We start from the raw sequence: 23,041 nt of genomic DNA, 5'->3' as shown, positions 1-23,041 counted from the left end.
GCTGACCCCGGCGAGATCCTTGCTCTACAGCTGAGCACCAACTGCTTCGGGGAGCGGCCTACCAGCAGCCGATACTGCCCGCCGTCCGGCCATGCGGCAGCCGACACAGTTGGGGTGCCCGCGACGAGCGGTGGGGTCCTTTACGCGCCAGTCCCACTGATCGGCTGGACGAGGGCCGCTTGGCTTGCCCCAGCCTGCCAGATGAAGTGCCCAGGTGAGAACTGCGGCCAGGGCGATGACGGCGCAGCCTGCAGCCATCACAAGCCCAGAGGCGAGAATCATGCCGAAGCCGGCGACGCTGAACCCGACCACTGCGATGTAGGTTCCGGTCCACCCGGCCACCGTATGACCCATGTCTACGTCACCATGTGCACTCATCGGTACTCCCAAAGCCTTGTCGACGGGCCCGCAGCCCATACGTTGGAAGGAGTTTTAATCAGGTAAAGCGCTCAGCGCTTGAGTAAGAACTACTCACTTGTGGATTTGCGGGCTGAGTCGTTGTGGGTGGAGCGTTCAGCGAGCGTTTCAGAGTGGTCACTGATCGGGTGACGGGCCGGCTTCCCGCAACGCACGAGGCTCCTGTGCCGTTGAGAGAGGTGTTCGACGTCTCAACTCATCAGCGCAGGAGCCTCGTTGGTTCCGCATCCTGCCGCACTCGACCTGCCTCACGCCCTGATCGAGTGGGTAACCATGCTCATCGTCACCCGTGAGGGTGACCGTCGCTGCAAGCTCCCGCCTCACCAGCGTGCTCTCGTCGGCTTGGTCTACCTGCGCCGGCATGACTCGCTCGGGCAGATCGCCGCCGGCTTCGGCATATCGGTCGGCACCGCCCACGCCTACGTGACGGCCGTCGTCGATCATCTGTCCCAGCGGGCGCCCGGACTGCTGCGGGTCCTGCGGGAGGCCGATCCTGATCATGTCCTGCTCGACGGGACGCTCGCCGAGTGCGACCGGGTCGGCGACAGTCGGACCGACTTCTCCCACAACCACCGCCGCCACGGGGTGAACGTGCAGGTGAGGTTGCTCCCGGGGAGTGGACACCGGTTTTCATGCGATGAGTGACAGCGTACGTGTCATGATCAGTCGCTGTTCGAACTCTGCTGGTGTGAGGTAGTCGAGCGCGGAGTGGCGACGGCGCCGGTTGTAGTAGGAAAGCCAGCGGAACAGCTCGAGCCGGGTCTGTGCCTTTGAGGTCCAGCGGCGTCCGTGGAGCAAATTCGCGCTTGAGGCCCTGGAAGAACGACTCGGCGAGGGCGTTGTCATAGCTCGACCCGATCCGGCCCATGCTGCGGCGGATGCCATGCCGGCGGCAGACGTCAGTGAAGGCGGCCGCGCTGTACTGGGTGCCCCTGTCGGTGTAGAAAGCGACACCGCGCACCCGGCCACCGCGGGTGGCCACGGCCATCTCGATCGCGTCGGTGACCAGCGAGGCCGCATGTGGTCCGCGATCGACCAGCCCACCACCCGCCGCGAACAGATATCAATCACCGTGGCGAGATACAGCCACGCCGACCCGACGGCTGTGTAGGTGATGTCGCCGCACCACCTGGTGTTCAGGGCATCCGCGGTGAAGTCGCGCATCACCAGGTCCGGCACGGGCGGCACGGTCCTGTCCGCGGTCGTCGTCCGCCTCCTCTTCCGCAAGTGCTGGCCGACGATGTCGTTTACCCTCATCAGCCGGGTCACGCGCTTGCGGTTGATCCTGCGCCCTCTCGCCCTCAGCTCGGCATGGACGCGCGGGGCGCCGTAGGCGCCGTGGTGCTAGTGGTGGACGGCGCGGATCTCGCTCACGGTACGAGCCTCCTCGGCCCGTCGCTCGGCGCGGTCCTCCTCGGTGGCCAGATGCCGGTAGTAGCCGGCGAGATGCCCCGAGCACCTGGCAGATCCGCTTGACGCCCAAATCGGCGCGGTTGTCGGAGATGAAGGCCCAGCGGCTGGGACTCACTTCACCCTTCACCTCCCGGGCGAAATAGGCGGCCGCCCGGCGAAGGATCTCGCGCTCCAGCCGCCACTCCTGCTCAGCCTTGAGCAGGCGGGCGTTCTCAGCCCGCAGCCGGGCCAGCTCTACTGCCTCGATCGCACCGCCGCGGCCCTGGGGCACGGCCTGGGCCTCGGGCTTGCGGACCCACGTCCGCAGCGACTCCGCGGTGATACCGAGATCCGCGGCCACCGCAGCGTACGTCCGCTTGCCGGCCGCGGCGCGATACAGCGCAACCGCGTCCTTCCTGAACTCCTCCGGATGCGGAGACATACGCCCCACCTGGACATCCCTCCCTGAACCATCAAGATCCATTGTCAGGGTGTCCACTCCGAAGGATCAGCCTCAGACTTCAACAAGATCCTGTTACGAGCTCAACGGTCAGCGCTCCTGCCATATGTGGTCTGCCGTCCTGGTGAAGGAGATCGAGACGGTCGCGCCAGGAGAAACAGTCAAGAGTGGGCTGGCGAACCTAAAAGACCTGTCCCATACAATGGGAAGGCTCCTCGTAGTAATATTGGTGATTTCAAACGTGAGATCCATGCCTGCAGTCTGATCTCGGGTATCCAGAATTTGCACGGGCCCGCTAGCACTGATTAGAGCGTGACTAACCGATCCGGCTTCTACCCGAATCCCGCCGGAAAAAGCGTACGGTACCCGGCGCTCGGACCGCTTTACGTGGATGCCCGGATCGACACCCGCTGACGGTTCATTGATGCCGACCCGCCGTGCTGGTGCTCCCAGCAGCGGGTTGACCGTGATGAGATTTGGATTATAGCTGAGATCTGAATCGCGAACGTTAGCTGCTACCTGAATACCTATCCCCATGCCCGCCATTTCTACAGCGTCCAGGCTGTGCCCACTGCCCTCATAGTAGAGAATTCCGGTGGACCCGCCGGCGGAATCGATACCAGAGATGCGAATGTTCCTCAGTGACGACCGTTCTCCGACAACGGCAATGTCCGGCCCGCATGGGAAGGTCGATCGCCGCACCCGCAGGTCGGCATTCTCGATACGGCAGTCAACCCCACCAAGAAGTATCAGCCTGTTTCCGTTCGTCTCCGACATTTCCATGGTCAGGTCCTGAAATATGATGTTTGAAGATGCGTCATCGGGTACAGCGAGCGACCCGGCGTAGAGGTTGGCATCGTTGATAGAGCTGATCCTCGTGAACGTCATGTCCCGGCAGTCACCGGTGGAGAGGAGCGAGTCGCAGTCATCGGCTGTGCAGTTTGTGACCCTTCCCCCGCGGATTCCGCCGAATTGGAAGGCACTCCCGCCGCGGCCATTCGTTGCTTCGCAGTCCCGGATGGTGATGTTGGTGGAGAGTGTCATAGCCGTCGTGGTACTGCTACCAGACATGTAGATGAGGTGCGGAGGCGCCGGGTAATAGGGGAAAAGCTCGTAAGAGCCAGTCAGTCCGGTCACGACGAGGTCGTCCTGTGCTGTTGTGAGCAGTCCGAACGCCACTTCACTCACCTGAACATCCTCGATGATGTTTCCGACGCGGGTACCGCTGTACGTTCGGGTGGCTCGGTCGTAGGTAGTCAGCTTGACGCCAGAGAGAAAGCCCCTGACAGACACATTGCGGACGATGGTGCGATTCCCAGAAGATGAGACACCGGCATTATAGGTCGGGCCGTTGACTCCCACGGTAGTAGTGGGAATTTCGCTGCGGTCGCCTCCCTCCATGACGAGTGACAGGTCCGATATTGTCACATCGTCTGCGTTGTAGATATCAAACACCGGCGGCCCCCACGTCCTCTGTTCGATGACGGCTCCCTCACCCCCCCTGACTGAAATTCCATGACTCGTAATGATAATAGGCTGGATAATCGCATAGGCTCTAGCCGATGGAGGAAAGTAGATGACCTTTTCGGGACTCCGCGCAGCTGCAGAAAGCGCGCGAACTATTGCGCTGGTATCATCCCGCCCATCCCCTACTGCGCCGAACCATCGCACGGAAATTTCTGGAGAGGTCGGTTGCCTAAGCCATCGACCCGCTACTCCCTCGTCTGAATTTCTGGCGATGACCATGCCACCGTCATCGGGGGCGGTCGAGTCTGGATACCATCGAAATGTGCCCCCGCCGCCATCATTTGATGCCCAATAGCCCTGGACCGTCACTTGCGCGAAGCCCTCTACTGATGGGGCTGGTCTCGATCGTGCCCGCAGCTCGGCAATCGTGGTCACCTGAGGGCCTGTGGACGCTGCCGACGCTGTGACAGAAGGCACCGCTGCGGGGAGAGCAGCACCAAGCACCCCAAAAGCGAGTGTGCCGAATCGTCGTCGCGAGACCGGGTCGGATTGGGAAGCTGGAGGTTGCGCCATCGAGAAAGCCTTCCGGACGTGGAGGTGGTATCGGCATAGGGGTCGGTCATTCGAGTGCGGGCTTGCGGGTCATCGAATTTGTCAGCGTATCCGCCGAAGCAACCGTTGCGGGGCGACGATCGCAGTGCCGGCCATCCGGCAACGATGCCCGAGCCCAGCTCATAACCGTTATCGACCGGCCGCGATCACGGTTTCAAGATCTGCGGCTGTAGTCCACGGAAATATAGACTTGCTCGCTATCTTTCCTACAGCCACCTCCCGTACTTCACCTGTTAGGTAGTGTTACAATAGAGAGGGTGAACGTGGATGGCATGGCGGCGCGTGAGTAGTCAGTACTCCGCTTTTCCGGTGTCCGTGCTCTGAACCGTCCAAGGTGCAATGGAGATCTCAGAAGCCGTTGCTCAATCGATCACGGTGGCAGGGGCGTTCAAAGTCGCGCTGATCACGCGGATCCGCAGGTCATGGCGGTACGAGGAGTGCAGGTAGGACCGTCACGAACGCAACGAAACTTCGGTTGAACGGGGTGACCTTCCCAATTCGCCCTGAACCACCGGAGTTTCGATGTGCCGCCAGTCTGCCACCGTCTGCCTCGTCAAGTCGCCCGCGCTGGAGGGTGTAGCGGGACTCCCGCTCGTGGATCGGTTGCGGGTGCTGCGCGATCCGCGTCGGCGGCACGGGGTGCGTCACCCGTTCGTGGCGGTGCTGCTGGTTGCCGCCTCGGCGGTGATCGCCGGCGCGCGCTCGTACGCGGCCATCGGACAGTGGTCCGCGAACGCTCCGCAGCACGCTCTGGCCCGGCTTGGCGCCCGCGTGGTGGGCGCGATGGGCCTGCGGGTCGCACCAAGCGCCACGATCCGGCGGGTCATCGGCCAAGTCTGCCCCGGCGGCCTGGCCGACCTGACCGGCACCGATCCCGGCGGCGCCCGAGTCGATGGCCGTGGAGGACAAGACCGCCCGCGGATCCCGCAACGGCCAGACGCCTGCGGCCCACCTCCTGGCCGCGATGACCGGCGACGGCCGGACCGTCACCTAGCTGCGGGTTCCCGACAAGACCAACGAGATCACCTGCTTCGCGGCTGCTGGAGCCCTACGAACTGACCGGGGTCACCATCACAGCTGACGCCCTGCACACGCAGCGCGGCCATGCGCGTTTCCTGGTGGAGGAAAAGAGGGCGCACTACCTGCTGGTGGTCAAGGCCAACCAGCCCATGCTCCACGGGCAGTTACGGTCACTGCCGTGGAAGGACGTGACCGCACGCCGCTACGACCGAGAGATCGGCCACGGCCGCAAGGAGACCCGCGTGACCAGCGTCCTCACCGTCACCGGCCTCGACCTGGACTTCCCCCAGGCCTTCCAGGCCGTCCGCATCCTGCGCCACCGCACCGACCTCAAGACGAGCACCGCTCACCCGTCAGACCGTCCTACGTAACCACGGATCTGACCTCGCAGCAGGCATCACCCCAGCGTCTCGGCCAGCTCGCCAGGTCGCAGTGGACCATCGAGAACCGGCTGCACTTCGTCCGTGAAGCCGCCTTCCGCGAGGACGCCTCGAAGATCCGCACCGGCCACGGACTCGAGAACATGGCCACCCTGCGCAACCTTGCGATCAACAAGCTACCGCGCTGCCGGGCACCGCAACATCGCCTCCGGCCTCCGGCACACCTCCTACGAGCCCTTCACCCGCCCACTCGACCTACTGGGCCTCACCTGACCAGCACACCTACAAGATCACGCGACTTTGCAACATCACTGCATCCTGGACTGCCGACCGGGGGAGGAGACGGAAGGCGATGCCAGTCGCGAGGTTTTGATGCTTGCTGCTGCGGGGGGTTCCGCGCGGTCCGCTTCAACGTGCGTCGTGGGGGACCAGCTACCCTCGACCAATGGACGTTCTCGCCTGCCGTGTCCGCGTTGTGGCCGGTGACGTCACACCTCTTGCCGCAGCGCCTGACAGTTGCTGAGACTGCGAGCCGGCCCACCATGCCCTCCTGGCCGACCATGCCCATCGGAGTTCGGTGAAGCGTCACGGCCAGCTTGAATGTGGCTGCGCACCTCGTGACCAACCCTCTCATCCTTGCCTGCGGTGGAGGCATCCTCCTTCAGGCCCTCGATTAGCACCTGCCGCCCGGCATCGAGCCGACGCTCCAGGCACTCGGAGCCGCCTCGATGCCGCTGGGGCTGCTGAGCATCGGCGCCGCGCTGCGCTTCGGTGTTCCCACAAAAGTGGGCGCTCCCTGGAAGCCGACATCTGCGCCTGGGCCAAGGAGTGGAACGCCAGTCCCACCCTTCACTTGGACCAAAACTGCCGATGAGATCCTCGACTCACTCGCCCGTTTCTGCCAACGGATCTCCGGTGCAGGAGACTGATCTTTTCGTTACTGACCTTGAAGTCGTCTTGTCGTAGGGGCTGACGGTTGGTGATCGTCGCGGTATGCCAGAGGTATGAGGTATCCAGGGGGGTCTGACCGCGGAGAGGTAAGCGTTCCGTGAGCGGGTCCGGATGGATGCGGTCGGGATGTTCGCCGACGGGCGGGGCAGTACCGAGATCGCGAAAGAGTTGCAGGTCAGCGTCCGGTCGGTTCAGCGGTGGCGTCGGGCCTGGCGGGAGGCCGGTCAGGACGCGGTGCGTTCCCGCGGCCCGGCGTCGCGTCCGCGGCTCGACCACCACCCGTAACTCGTCATCGACATCCCACGGGGATGCCCGACAGCGTCATGCTCTTGTGGAACCGCTGGCCGATCAGCGTCTTGATCCTGGCCAGCGTCCACCGCTGAAGGCCGCAGGCGAGTGAGACGAGAGCGTCGTGCAGGTCGAGGCGTCTTTCCCAACGGACGGCCAGGCACTTGAAGTGGTGCAGCAGCGAGAAGGTCTGCTCGACGACGTAGCGGAGCTTGCCCAGGCCCTTGATGCTGGGGGCGCCCTTGCGGGAGATCACCGGCAGGATCCGGCGTCTGCGCAGCTCGTGCCGGTTGGGGTTGCTGTCATATCCCTTGTCACCAAGCAGGGCATCAGGCCGGCGGCGCGGACGGCCGGGCTTGCCGGCCACGGGCGGGATGCCGTCGACCACGGCCAGGGTCTGGGTGACGTCGTTGAGGTTGGCGGCGGTGGTGATGACCTTGAACGGGGGGCCCTTACCGTCGCAGATCAGGTGGTGCTACTGCCCGTCTTCCCGCGGTCGACCGGCGACGGGCCGGTGGCTTCGCCCCCATTTTCGCGCGGATATGGGAGGCATCAACGCATGCTCTCGACCAGGCGAGGTCGCCGGCCGCGTGCAGCTTCGCGAGCAGGAGGCGGTGCAGTTGGTCGAAGACGCAGGCCTCGTGCCACCGGCCCAGCCGGCGCCAGAACGTCTGTCCGGATCCGAACCCCAGCTCATGCGGCAGCAGTTGCCAGCTGATGTCGTTGTAGAGCACGTACCGGATGCCCTGCAGGGACAACCGGTCATCCACCAGTTTCGGCCCGGGCGCCTTCTTCGGCCAGGGCGGCAGCAGCGGCTCGATCAGTGCCCACAAGTCGTCGTCCACGATCCACGGCCGAGTACTCACACTCTCCGGAACGGCGGAATCGCCACACCGGTCACGCCCAACCAGGACACTTCAACAAGATCGTGTTACGAGCTCTTATGGAGAAGGACCGTTTAAGTCATGGGCCGGACAATGCAGTGCGACCCGTCCGCAGTTGCACCCCCTCGGAAGGTTCTCCCGGGGCAACTGAGAAGCGCCGACGAGTTACCGGTCGCCGGGGGTGATCAGCCGCGACTCGTAGGCGAAGATCACTGCTTGGGCGCGGTCGCGCAGGCCGAGCTTGGCGAAGATGTTGCCGATATGGGTTTTCACGGTCTGCTCGGCGACGACGAGGTTCTGGGAGATCTGCGTATTGCTCTGGCCGCGGGCGATGAGCCGGAGAATCTCGGTCTCCCGTGGAGTCAGGCTGCCCAGCCGAACATTGTCGCCTGCGTCTGCATGCGCTATGGGCTGACTGCTGGCGAAGTCGGCGATGAGGCGGCGGGTGACCGAGGGTGACAGGAGTGCGTCGCCCTCCGCGACTACACGGACCGCGCGGGTCAGATCGGTGATGGGTGCGTCCTTGAGTAGGAAGCCGCTGGCGCCGGCTCTGAGCGCCTCGTAGATGTAGGCGTCGATGTCGTAGGTGGTGAGCATCACCACCTTGGGGCAGTAGGTGGCCCCGGGCGGTGGGCTGAGCAGTTGGCGGACGGCCTCCAGACCGTCCATCTCCGGCATACGCACGTCCATGAGGACCACGTCGGGCTGAAGGTCGCGGCAGACTTGGATGCCCTCGCGTCCGTTGGCGGCCTCACCGACCACGTCGATGTCGCTCTGCGCGGTCAGCACGGCGGTGAAGCCCGCGCGGACCATGGCCTGGTCGTCGATGACGACTACCCGAATCGTCACGTGTTGGGGGTCTCCTTGCGGGGAAGGGCTGGCAGGGGAAGTCGGGCGGTGACCTGGAAGCCACCGTCCAGGGTCGGACCGGTCTTCAGGGCGCCCCCGAGCAGGCGTACTCGCTCGCGCATCCCCACGAGGCCGTGCCCGGTACTGCTGGTCTCCAAGGCACCCGAGTACTGCTGCGGAGTGGCATTGGCGACCAGGACCGTCAGGCTGCTGCGGTCGGGCAGCAGCTTCACCTCGACGCGGGTCCGCGCTCCCGGCGCGTGCCGCACGACGTTCGCCAGCGCCTCCTGCACGATCCGGTACGCCGACAGCTCCACCGTCGGCGGGATCAGCGCCCTGAGCTCCTCGACACCGTCGTCGAGAACCAGGTTCACCGGGACACCGGCCCGGGCGATGGCCTCGACCAGGTGCGGCACATCGTCCAGGCCCGGCTGCGGACGACGCTCGTCGTCTGAGTCCTCGCTGCGCAGCACGCCGAGGAGCATGCGCATCTCGGCTAGGGATTGGCGGGCGGCGACGGCGATCGCGGCGAACTCCTCCTGTGCAGCCGCCGGCGTCCCTGGAATCCGGTAGGGCGCGCTGTCGGCCTGGACGGTGATCACCGACATGTGGTGGGCGACGACGTCGTGCAGCTCTCGGGCGATCCGGGCCCGCTCCTCCAGGAGGGTGTGCCGGGCCCGTTCCGACTGGGCGATCAACTGCTGTTCACCCAGCCGCTGCAATGCCTCGTGCCGCTCGCGCAGTACCCCACCCACCAGCAGGATCCCGCCGCCGAGGACGGCCAGCAGCACGTCGCTGCTGTCGCGGTTGTGCGGTGAGGCGGCCGCGATGGCCAGGCCGGAGGCGGTGAGGACCACCCAGACAGCCACCAGGGCGGGACGCCGTTCCCGGCGGGCCACGGCCACCAGCAGCACAAGCTGTCCGAGGATCACGGCTGGGGGCCAAGGCCAGCTATTTCCCTCCAGCCTCGGAGCGTGGAACAGCACAGCGGAGGATGCTATGTCTGCAGCCATGATGATCCACCACGCCTGCAACGGGCGGGTGACTGCCAGGAGCAGTGGGGCGGACTGGACGGCGGCCAGGACCACGGCGGACGCTACACCGACGCCGTATCCGTGGGACATGGTCCGGATTCCCAGCGCGCCGATCAGAGCGGTCAACATCGCTGCAGCGCTGTACTGGAGCATGGGCTGGCGGCCGTGGCGGGAGGCGGCGGCAGACACGGGGGCTGGCTGTTCGGAGACGAACAGGGCGCGTGGCCAGTGACGTGGGTTCATAGCATGGCCAGCGTATGCGGCTGACCCAACGGCCTCGTCACCCCACAGAGCCATGTTCGGGCTCATACCTCGGTATGAGCCCGGCGGGTGCCGCACGGTGCGGGCCGTACCCCAGTACGGGACCGGGTTGGCTCCGGAGGGTGATCCGCTGCTCCACCCTCCCGGCCTACCTTTTCGGTGTTCCCTCGGCCACCGATTACGGAGTGCTCTGATGTCCACCGCGTACCCCATGTCCACCCCTGCCGCGGCCCCCGGGCCGGCCGGAGATGTCGTTGCTCGTGCCACCCGGCTCTCCAAGGTGTACGGCAGCGGGGACACCCGGGTGGTGGCCCTGGATCAGGTCTCCGCGGAGTTCCGGCGCGGTGAATTCACCGCCATTATGGGCCCCTCGGGGTCGGGCAAGTCCACGTTCCTGCACTGCCTGGCCGGCCTGGACTCGCTCACTGATGGATCCGCGCAGATCGACGGTGTCGAGCTGGGTACCCTCAAGGACCGGCAGCTGACCCGGCTGCGGCGCGACCGGGTCGGTTTCATCTTCCAGGCGTTCAACCTGCTCCCCACGCTCACCGCGATAGAGAACATCACGCTGCCGCTGGCCATCGCGGGCCGCAAGCCGGACCAGGCGTGGCTGGACCGGATTGTGGCCACCGTGGGCCTGGCCGACAGGCTGGGACACCGCCCCGCCGAACTTTCCGGCGGCCAGCAGCAACGTGTCGCCTCCGCCCGCGCCTTGGCGTCCCGGCCCGCGATCATCTTCGGCGACGAGCCCACGGGCAACCTCGACTCGCGGGCAGGAGCGGAGATCCTGTCATTTCTGCGTGATTCGGTGCGCGACCTGGAACAGACGATCGTCATGGTCACCCATGATCCGGTGGCGGCCTCCTACGCGGACCGCGTGCTTTTCCTGGCTGACGGCCGGATCGTCGACGAACTTGCGCAGCCCACGGCGGACGTGGTCCTGGACCGTATGAAGCGCTTCGACGCCCGCACCCGCACCAACTGACCTGGCAGGACGAGGAAGGAGGACGTCATGTTCCGGCTTGCCGTACGCAACATCACCACCCACAGACTCCGGCTGCTGATGACCATGCTCGCCGTGGTCCTCGGTGTCGCCTTCGTGGCCGCGACTCTGATCTTCAGCGCCACGGTCAGCAAGGGCTATCAGGACCAGGCCATCAGGGACAACGTCGGTGTCGACGTCGCCGTCAGAGCCACCGCGCAGGCCCAGCAGCACGGACAGTCCTCGGGCCTGACCGGCACCGTGCTCGAGAGGGTCCGCGCGCTTTCGGGTGTCGCCTCCGCCCGGGGTCAGGTCTCTGGTGACACCTATGTCGTCAACAGGTCCGGCGACGTCGTCGGCAACGTCTCTCAGGGCGCCAACTTCGCCCCCGATGCAGACGGCAAGGACCCCGATCGCTCCTTCACTGACGGGCGGGCCCCACAGCAGTCCGGCGAGATCGCACTGGACACCCACACTGCCGCCAAGGCCGGCTTCCGCGTAGGTGACACCGTACGCGTGGTCGTCGACGGACCGGTCATGACGGAAAAGCTCGTCGGCGTCTTCACCACTACCGAGCCGGCGGCTACCACGGGCGCGACCTTCACCCTCTTCGATACCGCCACCGCCCAGCGGCTGTTCGGGTCCCCCGGCCAGTACGCCCGGATCGTAGTCAAGGCGGCAGCAGGGACGAGCGACCGGCAGTTGCTGAAGGAGATCACGCCCCTGCTGGGCAGGAACAGCGAAGCGATCACTGCCGCCAAGCTCATCAGCGACGAGAAGGCGGCCAACGCCTCCAGTATCAACACCCTCAGCAACGTCTTCCTGGCCTTCGCCGTGGTCTCCCTGTTCGTCGGCATCTTCCTGATCGCCAACACCTTCACCATGCTGGTCGCCCAGCGCACCCGCGAACTCGCCCTCGTCCGCGCCATCGGTGCAACCCGCCGCCAGGTCACCCGGGCCGTCCAGCTCGAAGCACTCATCGTCGGCCTGATCTCCTCCGCCATCGGTTTGCTCCTCGGCGTCCTCATCGCCGGCGGTCTGCACGCCGTGCTCAACGACCTCATGAACGCCGGTCTGCCCGGCACCGACACCGTGGTCTCGCCCGGCACCATCGCCGGCTCTCTGCTCGTGGGAACCGCCGTCACCGTGCTGGCTGCCTGGCTGCCTGGCCGCCGGGCGTCCAAGATCCCCCCGATCGCCGCGCTGACCAGTGTCAACACCACGCCCACACAAGCTAGCCTGCGTCTCCGAAACGCCGTGGGCTTCCTGATCACCGCGATCAGCGTGGGCCTGGGTGCCTGGGGTATGGCCGTTGGCAGTACCGCGGGCGGTTACTACATCGGTGCTGGCGCCGGGCTGCTGAACATCGCGCTAGTCATCCTCACCCCGTTCTTGTCAAGGCCGCTGCTCGGACTGCTCAACAAGCCGTTCACCAAGTGGTTCGGCATCGATGGCAAGCTCGCCACCGAGAACGCTCGCCGTAACCCCCGGCGCACCGCCTCCACCACGGCGGCCCTCATGCTCTGCTTGACCCTGGTCACCGCGGTCACCGTGATCGCCACCTCGATCGGATCCGTCCTTGCCAAGCAGACCACCGGCAGTCTCAAGGCGGACTTCACGGTCAGCACGATCAACGACCAGCCACTCGACCCCTCGGTCACTGCGGCGGTCTCCTCCATCCTCGGCGTCACCGACGCCTCCCCGATCCGTACCGGCGCCGTCGAGTCCGTCGGGACGGTTACCGGCTACAAGGTGACCGCGGTCGACCCCGCCGTGATCACCCGGCTTCTGACGCTGCGCTACACGGCCGGAAGCGCCGCGCACCTGGACTCCGGCCTGCTGGTCACCGAGGCCGCCGCAGAACGAGGCCACCTCCGCGCAGGCGACAGCGTCACCGTGACCTTCGCCGACGGCAAACAGCAGCCCCTCATTGTCAGCGGCATCATCAAGGCCAACCCACTGCTGTCCAACTATGTGATGTCGCTAAAGACCCTCGCCCCGCACATGGCGGAACAGCGGGACGACACCATCCTGGTCAAGGCCACAGCCGGTCACGCCACCGACGTGCAGGAACGCGTCAAGACCGCCCTACATAACCCCCTGGTCAAACTGCAGGACCACCAAGCACTGCAGAAGGAGGTCACCGGAAGCGTCGCCCTCCTGCTGAACATGGTCTACGGGCTACTCGGCATGGCGCTTGTCATCTCGGTGCTCAGCGTGGTCAACACCATGGCTATGTCCGCCTTCGAACGCACCCAAGAGATCGGCACGCTGCGGGCGATCGGTATGCACCGGGAGGGCATCAAGCGGATGATCCGGCTGGAGTCCATCGTGATATCGCTCTTCGGTTCGGTGCTCGGCATCGTCGTGGGCATCTTCACCGCATGGGCGATGGGCACAGTCTTCTCCCACTCCAAACTGCTCAGCGGCTACACCATGCAAATCCCCTGGGAGCGCATCCTCCTCTTCCTGGCGGCCTCGGCGGGCGTCGGAACCCTGGCGGCCTTCTGGCCAGCCCGCCGTGCAGCAGCACTCAACACGCTCCAGGCCATCAGAGCCCAGTAGGTGTTGGGAGAAGATGTCCGCGAAGGGCGCCCCTGCAGGGGCGCCCTTCGCGGACATCTTCATCGGAACGGTCTGCGACGACGAGCGGGCGCGTGTGATCGTGCTGCGGAGCGCCGACCCAGTGCACGGACAGCGCCGGATGCGCCAGAGTGTTCCTTGCGCACTGCCGCGGCCTCTACGTGATCTGAAGCCGACCCCGCGCTCGCGTCGGACCCTGCTGGTCGAATGCTGTACGAGTGCGCTTGCCACCGGTGGTCCGGTACAACGCGATGGCGTCGTTCCGAGACTCGTCCGGGTACGGAGACTGACGCCCCACCTGGGCATCCCTTCCTGCACCTGAAGAGCCATTGGAGGGTGTCCACTCCAAAGGTTCAGCCTCAGACACGGGTTCACCCCCACAGAGGCACGTTCGGACTCATACCCGCGTATGAGTCCGGCGGGTGGCACAGGGTGCGGACCGTACCTGAGTACGGGATTCGGAATGGCTCCGGAGCGTGATCCGCCGCCACACCTTCCTGGCCTACCTTTTCGGTGTTGCTACGGCCACCGACTACGGAGGGCTCTGACAAATAGAGTGTTCCCTTGTCTCCTCCCCGCCGCAGCCTGCGGGCCAGGGCCGACCGTAGAAGTCGTTGCTCATGCCACCGGCCCACCGAACGTCTACGGCAGCGTGGATGACCGGGTAGCGGCCCTGGACCAGGCGATCGGTATCTGCCGATCCGGTCGGCGCGGCCGTCAGCTCCCTCCTCCGGGGCGCGCCCGCGCTCGGCCCATGGACCGGGTTCGGGCTGCCCTGCCGCCACACTGCAATCGCGCTAGGGCTCACCGCGCGGCAACTGCACCACCGGGATGACCCGGTTACCTCGCACCCTCGTTAGGAGAATCCGATGAACCAACCACGGCGGCGCACGCTGCTCGCGGTGCTGGCCACAACCGCGGGACTCGCCGCGGTACCCGCCGTACATGCCGACACAACGCAGGACGCCAAACTCGCCCCGTACCACAATCAACACGTCGGCTGGAAGTCGTGCCAGCATGGCGTGGACGATACCGACGGCCACGCGCTGGACGAAGCTGGCGTGCAATGCGCCGACATCCGCGTGCCGCTGGACTACAACCGGCCCGGCAGGCGCACCATCACGGTCGCGATCGCCCGCAGCAAGGCCACCGACACGGCCCACTACGCCGGTCCGCTGATCTTCAACTTGGGCGGCCCGGCCAACCCGGCGCTAAACACCGTGCCGCTTGCCAGGCAGGGGCTGGGCGCGACCGGCGCCAAGTTCGACATCATCGGCATGGACGTCCGCTTCTCCGGGCGCAGCACGCCGATCGACTGTGGCTGGCCCGTCAACTGGCTGCCGCGCTCCGCCGGCACCGACCGGGAGAGCTTCAACCGCATGGTGACGCAGTCAAGGGACCTGGCCCACCGGTGCGCCCGCACAAACGCCGACGTGCTGCCATACGGGTCCACGGCCAACGCAGCCCGCGACATGGACATCATCCGGGCCGCGCTGGGTGCGTCCAAGCTGTCATTTCTTGGCTACTCGCAGGGCAGCTACCTGGGCGCGCAGTACATGCAGCGGTTCCCGCAGCGAGCTGGGCGGATGGTGCTCGACAGCGCCGTCGATCCGGACCGCCCCGGTGTTACGTCCTTCCCGGACCGAACGGTGTCCGCACGGCGCGGGGCGGCGCTACGGGAGTGGGCCGAACTGGCTGCGGCGCAGAATGACCGGTTTCATCTGGGCACGACGACCGGGCAGGTGCTGAGCACGGTGAACCGGGTCTACCGGGCCGCCGCGCGCACGCAACTACGGGTGGGGCAGTATCTGGTGGACGACACCATTATCCCTGGGGTCATCGCCAACCTCTTGGTCGACGACAGTGAGGAGAGCGCCGTCGAGCTGGCGGCCACCGTCCGGGTGCTGGTGCAGGCGGCCGACACCGGTAGCGCCGAGCCGACAGAGGCCCTCGCGAGCACGCTGGCGGGCCAACTGACCGGCCGGGACTCCGCGCAGCGCAGCGCCGCGGCAGCCGTGCAATGCGCCGACGCGCCGGTGTCGCGCGACGTCGAGACGTACTGGCGCGACATCGAGGCTGGGCGCGCCGCAGCTCCTCTGTTCGGCCCGTTGGGCAGCAACATCACGCCGTGCGCGTTCTGGCCCAACCCGCCGCGCGAAGCTCCGATCCGGATCCGCAACAGCGTGCCTGCCCTTGTTGTCCAGGCCGCCGGTGACGTCAACGCAATCCTGGAGATGGGCCAGGCCATACACCGGGCCCTCAACGGTTCCCGCATGATCACCTTGGACGGCGCCCGCGACCATGGCGTTTACCTGTTCCGGGGCTCCGGGTGTGTTGACGCGGCTGTGAACGCCTACCTTGACACGGGCGATCTGCCCGCGGCCGATCAGACCTGCTCCGAATAGCTTGAAGTGCCCTCGTTACCGTCTTCGTGGCCCCGCCATGGGTGTCCCGGTCTCCGGGCCCGGCATGACTCGCGCCTCTGTCGATTATGGGCGGATCAAGCTGTTGATTCGGCGGCAACCGGCACGGCGGCGAGTTCAGCCGGTGCCAGGTCCGGTTCGGCAAGGCCAAGAAGGGATCGCCGCCCAAGCACCGCGGGGTACTGACCGTGTTCGACTGGACCCCGGACGTCCTGGACGAGTGGTTCACCGAGGTCCGCCCGCTGTTCGGCACCGACAACAACCCAGCGGCCTGGCCCTCCGAACGGGGCCTGCGGAACGGCTGCCAGCGGCTCAACTCTCGCTTCATCCCCTACCGCAAGGCCCTGGGCCTGGACGACGGACTCGACTTCCACTCCCTCCGCAGGTCCTACGTCACCCACCTGATCGAGGACGGCTGGGACCGGCACTTCGTCCAGGAGCAGGTCGGCCACGAGCACGCAGCACCGGGTCTGTAAAGTTAACGGTGGTTCTGGAGTCGTTAGGGGTTCAGTGGCGGGCGGCTGAGAGTCGGCCGTCGAAGGTGATGTCGAAGGCGTTCAGAGCTGCTTTCCATCGCTGGGTCCAGCGTTTGAGTCCCTGGCCGGTGGGGTCCAGGCTCATGACGGCCATGTAGACGCATTTCAGTGCGGCCTGCTCGTTCGGGAAGTGCCCGCGGGCGCGGACGGCCTTGCGGATGCGGGCGTTCACCGACTCAATCGCGTTGGTGGTGCAGACGATCCGCCGTATCTCGGTGTCGAACTGCAGGAACGGGACGACGGCCCATACGTGTGTCCTACCCTCAGGTGGGCGAGCGTGAGCAGGGCCTGGCGGCCAGCGCTCAGACGCCGCCAGCGCGAGCCGATCGCGTGACGGTGCTGCCGCAGACGGGTAGACAGCAGGCGCAGGGCAGAACTGGACACGTCGACACCCGACGGGTAGACAAGCATGCGAAGCCTCTGATGGAGACGGTTCTCTTGGTCGAAAACCCATCTACCAGGGGCTTTACCACGTTGTCAGCCTAACCGCCCTGTCCTTGAGGAAGGTTGGAGGGTGCTCACGTGCTTCCCCGCCCTCCCGGTCAACATCCGTTCGCTCCCGGTAAAGGTCTACAGACCCGTGAATGCTTCAGACCCGCACGTCAATGCCTTTGCCGAGATCTTCGGCGATCCGCCAGCCGACTTCGACGTACCTGTCGACTGGGCGGCAGTCGAGTCCTGGTTGGGGACGACCCTTCCCGCCGACTACAAGGCCATCGCTGCCGCATACGGCCCACTCGACATTGGCGCCCGGCTCTGGCTTCACGTGCCGTGCGTCAACCGCGGTTGGTTCGACTACGGAGCCTGGGTCCAGCAGACTCGGCGTAACGCCCCCGGCGTCCTTCCCTTCGGCGCCACCCGTACCGCCGACACCCTCTATTGGGACACCACAGCATCCGACGACCCCGACCAGTGGCCGGTCGTCATGCACTGTCAGGACGACGAGAACGCGGGCCGCGACCCCTGGCGGCGCTTCGCGACCCCGCTCGTGCCGACGCTGGCCCAGCTCGTGGCCGACGGCATGCACCCGGTGGCCGCCCGAAGTGGCATGCAAACCGACCTGGAGGACACCCCGTGGACACCGCCGCCCCGGCGACCGGAACCAACCGCTCAGCAGCGGGCGGCGCTCACCACAGGCAGCGGGCTGGAAACTCTGATCACGCTCGTCCCGCCGCCGGAGATACCCGTGCTCGGTAAGCACAACTGGGACTGGCTGTACAAACGGCTGGGCACTCGTCTGCCCGGCGAGTACGTACGACTGATGGATCGGTACGGGGCCGGCTCCTGGTGCGGCTGGCTGCGCTTCAATATCCCCTTCGACGAGGACCAGTACGCGCTCGCACCGTGGGCCGAGTGGTACGCGGAGACCTACCAGGGGCAGCGAGCCGAGTTCCCTGAGTATCACCCGCTGGCCGTCTATCCCGAGCCCGGGGGATTCCTGCCCTTCGCCGACTCCATCGACGGCGACCAACTGTGCTGGCTGACCAACGGTGCCACGCCGGACGACTGGCCATTGATCGTTGTACCGCGCCATGCCGACCAAGGTCCATCGCTCCCAATTGACCTCACCAAAACCCTGCTGGAGTGGCTGCGCGGTCGGTTCGCGACCGAGGGCCTACCCCCGCTCGGACGCCGCGACGAAGACCCCCTCGACTACATCGAATTCGAGCCCTACGACCCAGAACCAGCCGCTAATGACCAATAACTCACCGCCTCATCGGTCCGGTTCGGGGTAGGTAGCCGACTCATCAGCACAACCCACCCTGTCGCTGTCGCTCCACGGCAGGCTTCTTCGATCTCGGTGCGCGGCCAGTCGCGAACCGGAGGCGATCTGCTTCGCCGACAAGGCGTACCAAGGTGCCGGTAGGCGGTGAACGTCCCCCATGGGAAGATCCGGGCCCTGGGCGAGCAGGCCATGGCCACGCTGAAGGGCTGGCGGCTGCGAAGCCTGCGGTATTCCATCATCGCATCGCCCCCCCCGGTTCAGGCCGTCCCTACTTGCATCTGGCCAAGTCAGACCGAGGATGAAAAGCGCTCAGTTTCTGTCTGAGAACCGCAGGAGCGCTGGAGGAGCGGAAAATACTGGTCGCTATCTGAAAGCGGAAGACCTAATATCGACGAATGTCACCTATCTCGTCAATTGGATCCAATGGGCATGGGGCCCGTGTCTTCGATGTGTGTGAGTTGGACCTGGCAGTGGACACGACTGCGGCGGCCGTACATCAGGTTGGGCGCCGTGCTTATGCAGTCGAGGCTGGACTAATCGGCTTCGATGGCATCCCCGCCTTGCAGGAGAGCATGGAAGAGATGCGAGCTCAGCCGTTGCGTTGGCTTGGAGCGATCGCCGATGGCGGACGGATCGCTGCTTTCGTCGCCTGGAAGAGTCCGGCCGGAGAGAACATCGTTGACATTGACCGCGTCTGTGTCGATCCCGCGTGGTTCCGCTGTGGCTTGGCGTCACGGTTGATCAACCACCTTCTAGTCGATCTGGCTCCCAGCGGGGATGCCCGAGTAAGCACTGGTGCCGATAACGGTCCGGCCGTTGCGCTGTATGAAGGTCTCGGTTTCGCTCGCATTGGCACGATTGAGCGTGCCCCCGGCCTGCACATGGCTCAGTTTCAGCTGGAGCGTGACTAGAGTGAGCGTTTAAGGGTTGTCCGTTAATGATCTTCGAGTCGCCTCGGGTAGGGCTGGCCGCTGTGTGGTCGGCTTGCCTATCCGGCGAGGGTGAGGTTGTGCAGGCGGGCGATGCCGAGCATGGCGTGGTGGACTCCGTCGCCTTTGAGGCGGCAGTCGCGGAGGATCTTCCAGGTCTTGATCCGGGCGAAGACGTGCTCGACGCGGGCGCGGACCTGCTTGTGGGACGTGTTGTGCGCCTGCTTCCACTCCGGTAGTTCTTCGCCTTTGCGCCGGCGGTGTGGCATGACGAGTCCGGTGCCGGGGTAACCACCGTCGTCGGCGATGGTGAGGGTCTTGCCGACGGCGGCTTTGGCGCCGGATTCCTGCCATGCCTTGCAGTCGTTGCGGTATCCGGCAAGCGGTATGCCCACCGCGACGACCAGGCGGGTGTCGGCGTCGATGACGAGCTGGTGGTTGGTGTAGTACCGGTAGTTCTTCGACTGCGCGGCGATGGTGTGGTCTCGAGTGGGCACCAGGGTGCCGTCCACGATCAGCACGGTGTCCTGGGCGAACCGCTTGCGGGGCTGGAGCGCGAGCATCGGCCCGAGGTGGTCGATGATGCGGTCGGCCGCCGACTTGGAGACCCCGAACAGCGGGGCGAGCTGGCGCATCGTCAAGTTCGTGCGCCAGTACGCCGCGACCAGCAGGGCCCGGTCCTCCAGCGGAAGGCTCCACGGCCGGCCCTTGCGGACCGCATCCGCACCCTCGCGTCGCAGCACGGTCACCAGCTTCCCGAAACAGCGCGGGCTCAGCCCAGTGAACGGGGCTATCCAAGACGGGGGCCCTGACCCCCGGATTTTGGAAACCGGTCGAGGCCGGGAGCGACGGTCAAGTCGGTCGCCGGCGATCTCGGGGTGAACACCGAGACGCTGCGGAACTGGATCCGGGCCGCCGACGGGCGCCGCCCCGGCGCCCACTCCGCGCCGCCGGCCGCTGACCGGCCCAGCGGTGATGACGTTCAGGCGGAGCTGGCCGCGGCACGGAAGAGGATCCGTGAGCTGGAGGAAGAACGCGACATCCTCCGCAAGGCGGCCCGGTATTTGGCAGGGGAGACGCGCTGGTGAACCGCTGCCAGTTCGTTGACGATCATCAGCGCCGATTCGGCGTCACGCGGCTGTGCTCGCTGCCCGGATACGCAAGGTCCACCAGGACTCCGACGGCATCTACGGAGCCCCCAGGATCACCGCCGAACTCCGCGACGAGGGCGAACGGATCAACCACAAACGCGTCGCGAGGATCATGCGGACCATCGGACTGGAGGGAGTCCGTCTGCGCCGCCGGCACCGCACCACCGCCCGGGACCAGTCCGCGGCGAAGGCACCGGATCTGATCGGCCGTGACTTCACCGCGGCCGCGGTGAACACGAAGTACGTCGGCGACACCACATACCTGCCGGTCAGCGGTGCGAAGCCGCTCTATCTCGCGACCGTCATCGACTTGTGCTCACGCCGGCTGGCGGGGTGGGCGATCTCCGATCACATGCGCACCGAGCTCGTCATCGACGCCCTGGCGGCAGCCGAGCGGACCCGCGGGGGCCTGGCCGGAGCGGTGATGCACACCGATCACGGCTCGCAATATACGAGTAGGGCATTCGCTGAAATCTGCAGGTCAGCAGGGGTCCGGCAGAGCACGGGGGCGGTCGGCTCCAGCGCGGACAACGCCGCCGCAGCAAGCTTCAACGCCGCCTTCAAGAGGGAGACACTCAAAGGCCGGAAGGCCTGATCGAGCGCGCGTGAGGCCAGGCTCGACGCCTTCCGCTGGCTCACCCGATACAACACCCGCCGCCGGCACTCCCGCCTCGGCCAGCGGTCCCCGATCTCCTACGAGCACGATGCCCAACCGGCAGCAACTACCCTGGCCCAAGCCGCATAGACGTGTTCAACATCCGGGGTCAAGGCCCGGTGGCGTAGTTGTCACACACCAGGTGCACGTCCAGCTCGGCCGGCACGGCCTTGTCTATCGTGACCAGGAACCACTTGAACTCGATCGCGCGGTGGCGCCGGTGCAGGGCGCTGATGACGGGACCCCGTGACGCAGGTAGTCGTGGGGGCGGCGCTCGGGCATGCCGGGCATCATCGGCGCACGGGCTGCGACCGGTCCAGCGCCTGCACCTGGGATTTTTCGTCGACGCGGAGCATCACGGCTCGCTCCGGAGGGTTGTGATAAAGCCCCGACCGCGTCGACGAGCTTGTCCACGAACTGAGGGTCGGTGGAGAGCTTGAAGGAGTCCTGTAGATGCGGCTTGAGGTCGGACCTCTTCCAGATCCGCCCGATGGTCGACTTCGACAGTCCGGTGCGAGCGGCCATCGAGGAGCGTGACCAGTGCGTGTCGTTGCTAGGGGCGGATTCCAGGGTCGCCACGACGCCGCCCTCGACCCGATCGAACAGGATCGATGGCGGCCGCCCCGGGCGGGGCTCGTCGGCCAGCCCGGGGCGGCCGCTGCTCGACGAATCGGGCCCGCCACCGGTTCACCGCCCCCGGGGAGACCCCGAGTTCGGCGGCGACCTGCCTGTTGGTCTCGCCCTCCGCGCAACGCAGCACGATCTTCGCGCGAAGCGCAAGGTACTGGGCGGTCTTCGCCCGCCTTGCCCAGCCTCAGCTGGGCCCGCTCGTCATCACTGAGCACCAGCTCCGACTTGCGCCGACCTGGCCGCGGCTCGTCTACCAGGCGCGATCCTCCGGGCGGCGAACCTCGAGCGCCACTTGCGCACCGTGTCGGCGGTTATCTTGAGCTCCGCCGCCACACGCATATTCGGCGCCCCGTCCGCGCAAGCCAGGACGATGAGGGCCCGCTCGGCAAGGCGGGGCGCTACCGCGCCGCCCGCCCAGCGCAGGAACTCGACGCGCTCGTCACCGGATAGGACAACATCGACAGCACGAGGACCCCGAGTCATAACACCAGGCTACAGACTTGAGACCGCAATTTCCGGTGCATCACACTAGAACTCCCGCTCGCCTACCTTCGCGGCCTGGAGCAACGAAGACCGTCCGTGCCGTTCTCACGCCAGGGCCGCCTCTAGCGTTCCATGAACGCATGCTGACCCGCAGATCCTTCGCGATGACCGTGTTCTTCTCACTGCGGTAATCGAAACCCTCGGCGGCCAGCACAGTGGGCAATGGCGCGTACCCCCTCGCGCTGTTCTGCCAGGAGGCACGCCTCACGGCGAGGCGGAAGCACGATGGTCTCCTGACCCACCGCAGCGGTGATCGACTCAGATTCGGCTGTGAGAGTAATCCGTCAATTCCGTGAGCTCTCTCAGCCCTCAGCTCTCGCAGATCGCGTGAACGCGGAGCTTCCATCGCTGGTTCGACACCCCATTGTCCACCTTGGCGTTCCACCCGCTGCCCGTGGACGTGGGTGCGGAGTAGTGCACATGTGTAGCGGAATCGGTGACCCAGGCGCCGTCGGCTGGGTTGAGCGACAGGACCGTGAAACCCCCGCCAGTGACGCGGTGCCCCGCAGGGCAGGCGACCGTGGCGGAAGCCTCCCCGGAATGGATGACTGTCGAACTGTCCGCGACGATCGGTACGGCTACGGTGCCCACCGCGGCCTGGCTGCCAGCGGCACTCATGGACACGAGAGCCAGTCCGCCCGTCGCCACCGCGGCGGCTATCAGCATCTTTGATTTCATGCGTCCAGCCTACGACGAGTCCAGGCAGGCGGATTGAGTAGTGACCACTCACTCTCATCGCACGCGGCGCTGTGACTGTCAATCAATCAGGCCCGCTAGTGCTGTGACCGGGAAGGTTCGCCGGGTTGGGTGGTCAGGCCGCGGTGGGTAGGGGTCTGCCGCCCCAGCGGAGGCCTCTTTCGCTGCGGAT

Annotated in this window: 16 protein-coding genes and 9 pseudogenes; 12 read left to right on the top strand and 13 right to left on the bottom strand. The window is 66.0% G+C overall.

Annotated features, from left to right (window positions below; genetic code table 11):
- Positions 1-24 precede the first annotated feature (24 nt).
- Positions 25-378: an HGxxPAAW family protein gene (locus AB0F82_RS32765; protein ID WP_362634114.1), complete on the bottom strand. Its 354-nt coding sequence runs from the start codon at positions 376-378 to the stop codon at positions 25-27.
- Between the two features lie 255 nt (positions 379-633).
- Between AB0F82_RS32765 and AB0F82_RS32760 the strand changes: the two are divergent.
- A pseudogene (locus tag AB0F82_RS32760) lies at positions 634-1,017 on the top strand (helix-turn-helix domain-containing protein); the annotation flags it as partial.
- A 30-nt stretch (positions 1,018-1,047) separates the two neighbouring features.
- Here AB0F82_RS32760 and AB0F82_RS32755 read toward each other — a convergent pair.
- A pseudogene (locus AB0F82_RS32755) lies at positions 1,048-2,260 on the bottom strand (IS3 family transposase).
- A gap of 99 nt (positions 2,261-2,359) precedes the next feature.
- Positions 2,360-4,015 carry a hypothetical protein gene (locus AB0F82_RS32750; protein WP_362634111.1) on the bottom strand — a complete coding sequence of 552 codons (1,656 nt, stop codon included), beginning with the start codon at positions 4,013-4,015 and terminating at the stop codon, positions 2,360-2,362.
- 855 nt (positions 4,016-4,870) lie between these two features.
- On the opposite strand from AB0F82_RS32750, the pseudogene AB0F82_RS32745 reads away from it, so the two are divergent.
- The 3 pseudogenes from AB0F82_RS32745 to AB0F82_RS32735 all read left to right on the top strand — a co-directional run.
- Positions 4,871-5,188, top strand: a pseudogene (locus AB0F82_RS32745) (transposase family protein); the annotation flags it as partial.
- Between the two features lie 358 nt (positions 5,189-5,546).
- A pseudogene (locus AB0F82_RS32740) lies at positions 5,547-5,861 on the top strand (hypothetical protein); the annotation flags it as partial.
- An 898-nt stretch (positions 5,862-6,759) separates the two neighbouring features.
- Positions 6,760-6,969 (top strand): annotated as a pseudogene (locus AB0F82_RS32735) (helix-turn-helix domain-containing protein); the annotation flags it as partial.
- Positions 6,970-6,988: 19 nt separating this feature from the next.
- Here AB0F82_RS32735 and AB0F82_RS32730 read toward each other — a convergent pair.
- The 3 genes and pseudogenes from AB0F82_RS32730 to AB0F82_RS32720 all read right to left on the bottom strand — a co-directional run bounded on the left by AB0F82_RS32730 (position 6,989) and on the right by AB0F82_RS32720 (position 9,997).
- A pseudogene (locus tag AB0F82_RS32730) lies at positions 6,989-7,853 on the bottom strand (IS5 family transposase).
- 183 nt (positions 7,854-8,036) lie between these two features.
- The gene (locus AB0F82_RS32725; RefSeq protein ID WP_362634106.1) at positions 8,037-8,720 is read right to left on the bottom strand and encodes a response regulator transcription factor; all 684 of its coding nucleotides are present in this window, start codon (positions 8,718-8,720) and stop codon (positions 8,037-8,039) included.
- The gene (locus tag AB0F82_RS32720) at positions 8,717-9,997 is read right to left on the bottom strand and encodes a sensor histidine kinase (protein WP_362634103.1); all 1,281 of its coding nucleotides are present in this window, start codon (positions 9,995-9,997) and stop codon (positions 8,717-8,719) included. The genes AB0F82_RS32725 and AB0F82_RS32720 overlap by 4 nt, the downstream gene beginning before the upstream one ends.
- Before the next feature lie 229 nt (positions 9,998-10,226).
- On the opposite strand from AB0F82_RS32720, the gene AB0F82_RS32715 reads away from it, so the two are divergent.
- The 4 genes from AB0F82_RS32715 to AB0F82_RS32700 all read left to right on the top strand — a co-directional run bounded on the left by AB0F82_RS32715 (position 10,227) and on the right by AB0F82_RS32700 (position 16,479).
- The gene (locus tag AB0F82_RS32715) at positions 10,227-11,000 is read left to right on the top strand and encodes an ABC transporter ATP-binding protein (RefSeq protein WP_362634196.1); all 774 of its coding nucleotides are present in this window, start codon (positions 10,227-10,229) and stop codon (positions 10,998-11,000) included.
- Between the two features lie 27 nt (positions 11,001-11,027).
- A complete protein-coding gene (locus AB0F82_RS32710) occupies positions 11,028-13,562 on the top strand; it encodes an ABC transporter permease (RefSeq protein ID WP_362634101.1) in 2,535 nt (844 codons plus the stop codon).
- An 887-nt stretch (positions 13,563-14,449) separates the two neighbouring features.
- On the top strand, positions 14,450-15,985 hold the full coding sequence (locus AB0F82_RS32705) for an alpha/beta hydrolase (protein ID WP_362634098.1): 1,536 nt from the start codon (positions 14,450-14,452) through the stop codon (positions 15,983-15,985).
- Between the two features lie 206 nt (positions 15,986-16,191).
- Positions 16,192-16,479, top strand: coding sequence for a site-specific integrase (locus AB0F82_RS32700; protein ID WP_362634095.1), 288 nt, complete (start codon positions 16,192-16,194; stop codon positions 16,477-16,479).
- A gap of 31 nt (positions 16,480-16,510) precedes the next feature.
- Here the strand turns inward: AB0F82_RS32700 and AB0F82_RS32695 are convergent, their stop codons facing one another.
- Complete coding sequence (locus AB0F82_RS32695) at positions 16,511-16,855, bottom strand: transposase (RefSeq protein WP_436842227.1); 345 nt, start codon at positions 16,853-16,855, stop codon at positions 16,511-16,513.
- A pseudogene (locus AB0F82_RS32690) lies at positions 16,786-16,950 on the bottom strand (IS5/IS1182 family transposase); the annotation flags it as partial. The gene AB0F82_RS32695 and the pseudogene AB0F82_RS32690, both read right to left, overlap by 70 nt.
- Before the next feature lie 169 nt (positions 16,951-17,119).
- Here AB0F82_RS32690 and AB0F82_RS32685 point away from each other — a divergent pair.
- The 3 genes and pseudogenes from AB0F82_RS32685 to AB0F82_RS32675 all read left to right on the top strand — a co-directional run bounded on the left by AB0F82_RS32685 (position 17,120) and on the right by AB0F82_RS32675 (position 19,176).
- On the top strand, positions 17,120-18,244 hold the full coding sequence (locus AB0F82_RS32685) for an SMI1/KNR4 family protein (RefSeq protein WP_362634092.1): 1,125 nt from the start codon (positions 17,120-17,122) through the stop codon (positions 18,242-18,244).
- A 162-nt stretch (positions 18,245-18,406) separates the two neighbouring features.
- Positions 18,407-18,567 (top strand): annotated as a pseudogene (locus tag AB0F82_RS32680) (IS5/IS1182 family transposase); the annotation flags it as partial.
- Positions 18,568-18,735: 168 nt separating this feature from the next.
- Positions 18,736-19,176 (top strand): GNAT family N-acetyltransferase, encoded by a 441-nt coding sequence (locus AB0F82_RS32675; RefSeq protein ID WP_362634089.1) that lies wholly within the window; start codon positions 18,736-18,738, stop codon positions 19,174-19,176.
- A gap of 77 nt (positions 19,177-19,253) precedes the next feature.
- Here AB0F82_RS32675 and AB0F82_RS32670 read toward each other — a convergent pair whose 3' ends face one another.
- The gene (locus AB0F82_RS32670) at positions 19,254-20,015 is read right to left on the bottom strand and encodes a transposase (RefSeq protein ID WP_362634193.1); all 762 of its coding nucleotides are present in this window, start codon (positions 20,013-20,015) and stop codon (positions 19,254-19,256) included.
- 12 nt (positions 20,016-20,027) lie between these two features.
- Here AB0F82_RS32670 and AB0F82_RS32665 point away from each other — a divergent pair.
- Positions 20,028-21,090 (top strand): annotated as a pseudogene (locus AB0F82_RS32665) (IS3 family transposase); the annotation flags it as partial.
- An 84-nt stretch (positions 21,091-21,174) separates the two neighbouring features.
- Here the strand turns inward: AB0F82_RS32665 and AB0F82_RS32660 are convergent.
- The 4 genes from AB0F82_RS32660 to AB0F82_RS32645 form a co-directional block, all read right to left on the bottom strand.
- Positions 21,175-21,606, bottom strand: coding sequence for a hypothetical protein (locus AB0F82_RS32660; protein ID WP_362634190.1), 432 nt, complete (start codon positions 21,604-21,606; stop codon positions 21,175-21,177).
- Positions 21,554-21,760, bottom strand: a complete 207-nt coding sequence (locus tag AB0F82_RS32655; protein ID WP_362634087.1) for a helix-turn-helix domain-containing protein — start codon at positions 21,758-21,760, stop codon at positions 21,554-21,556. The genes AB0F82_RS32660 and AB0F82_RS32655 overlap by 53 nt, the downstream gene beginning before the upstream one ends.
- A gap of 74 nt (positions 21,761-21,834) precedes the next feature.
- A complete protein-coding gene (locus AB0F82_RS32650; protein WP_362634187.1) occupies positions 21,835-21,969 on the bottom strand; it encodes a hypothetical protein in 135 nt (44 codons plus the stop codon).
- Between the two features lie 513 nt (positions 21,970-22,482).
- Entirely contained in the window at positions 22,483-22,851 is a 369-nt protein-coding gene (locus tag AB0F82_RS32645) for a hypothetical protein (protein WP_362634084.1), read from the bottom strand.
- Positions 22,852-23,041: the final 190 nt, after the last annotated feature.

Source organism: Streptomyces virginiae (assembly GCF_040638905.1).
Lineage (GTDB): Bacteria > Actinomycetota > Actinomycetes > Streptomycetales > Streptomycetaceae > Streptomyces > Streptomyces virginiae_B.
Note: the sequence above shows the minus strand (reverse complement) of the source record. Positions and strands in the feature narration are given on the sequence as shown.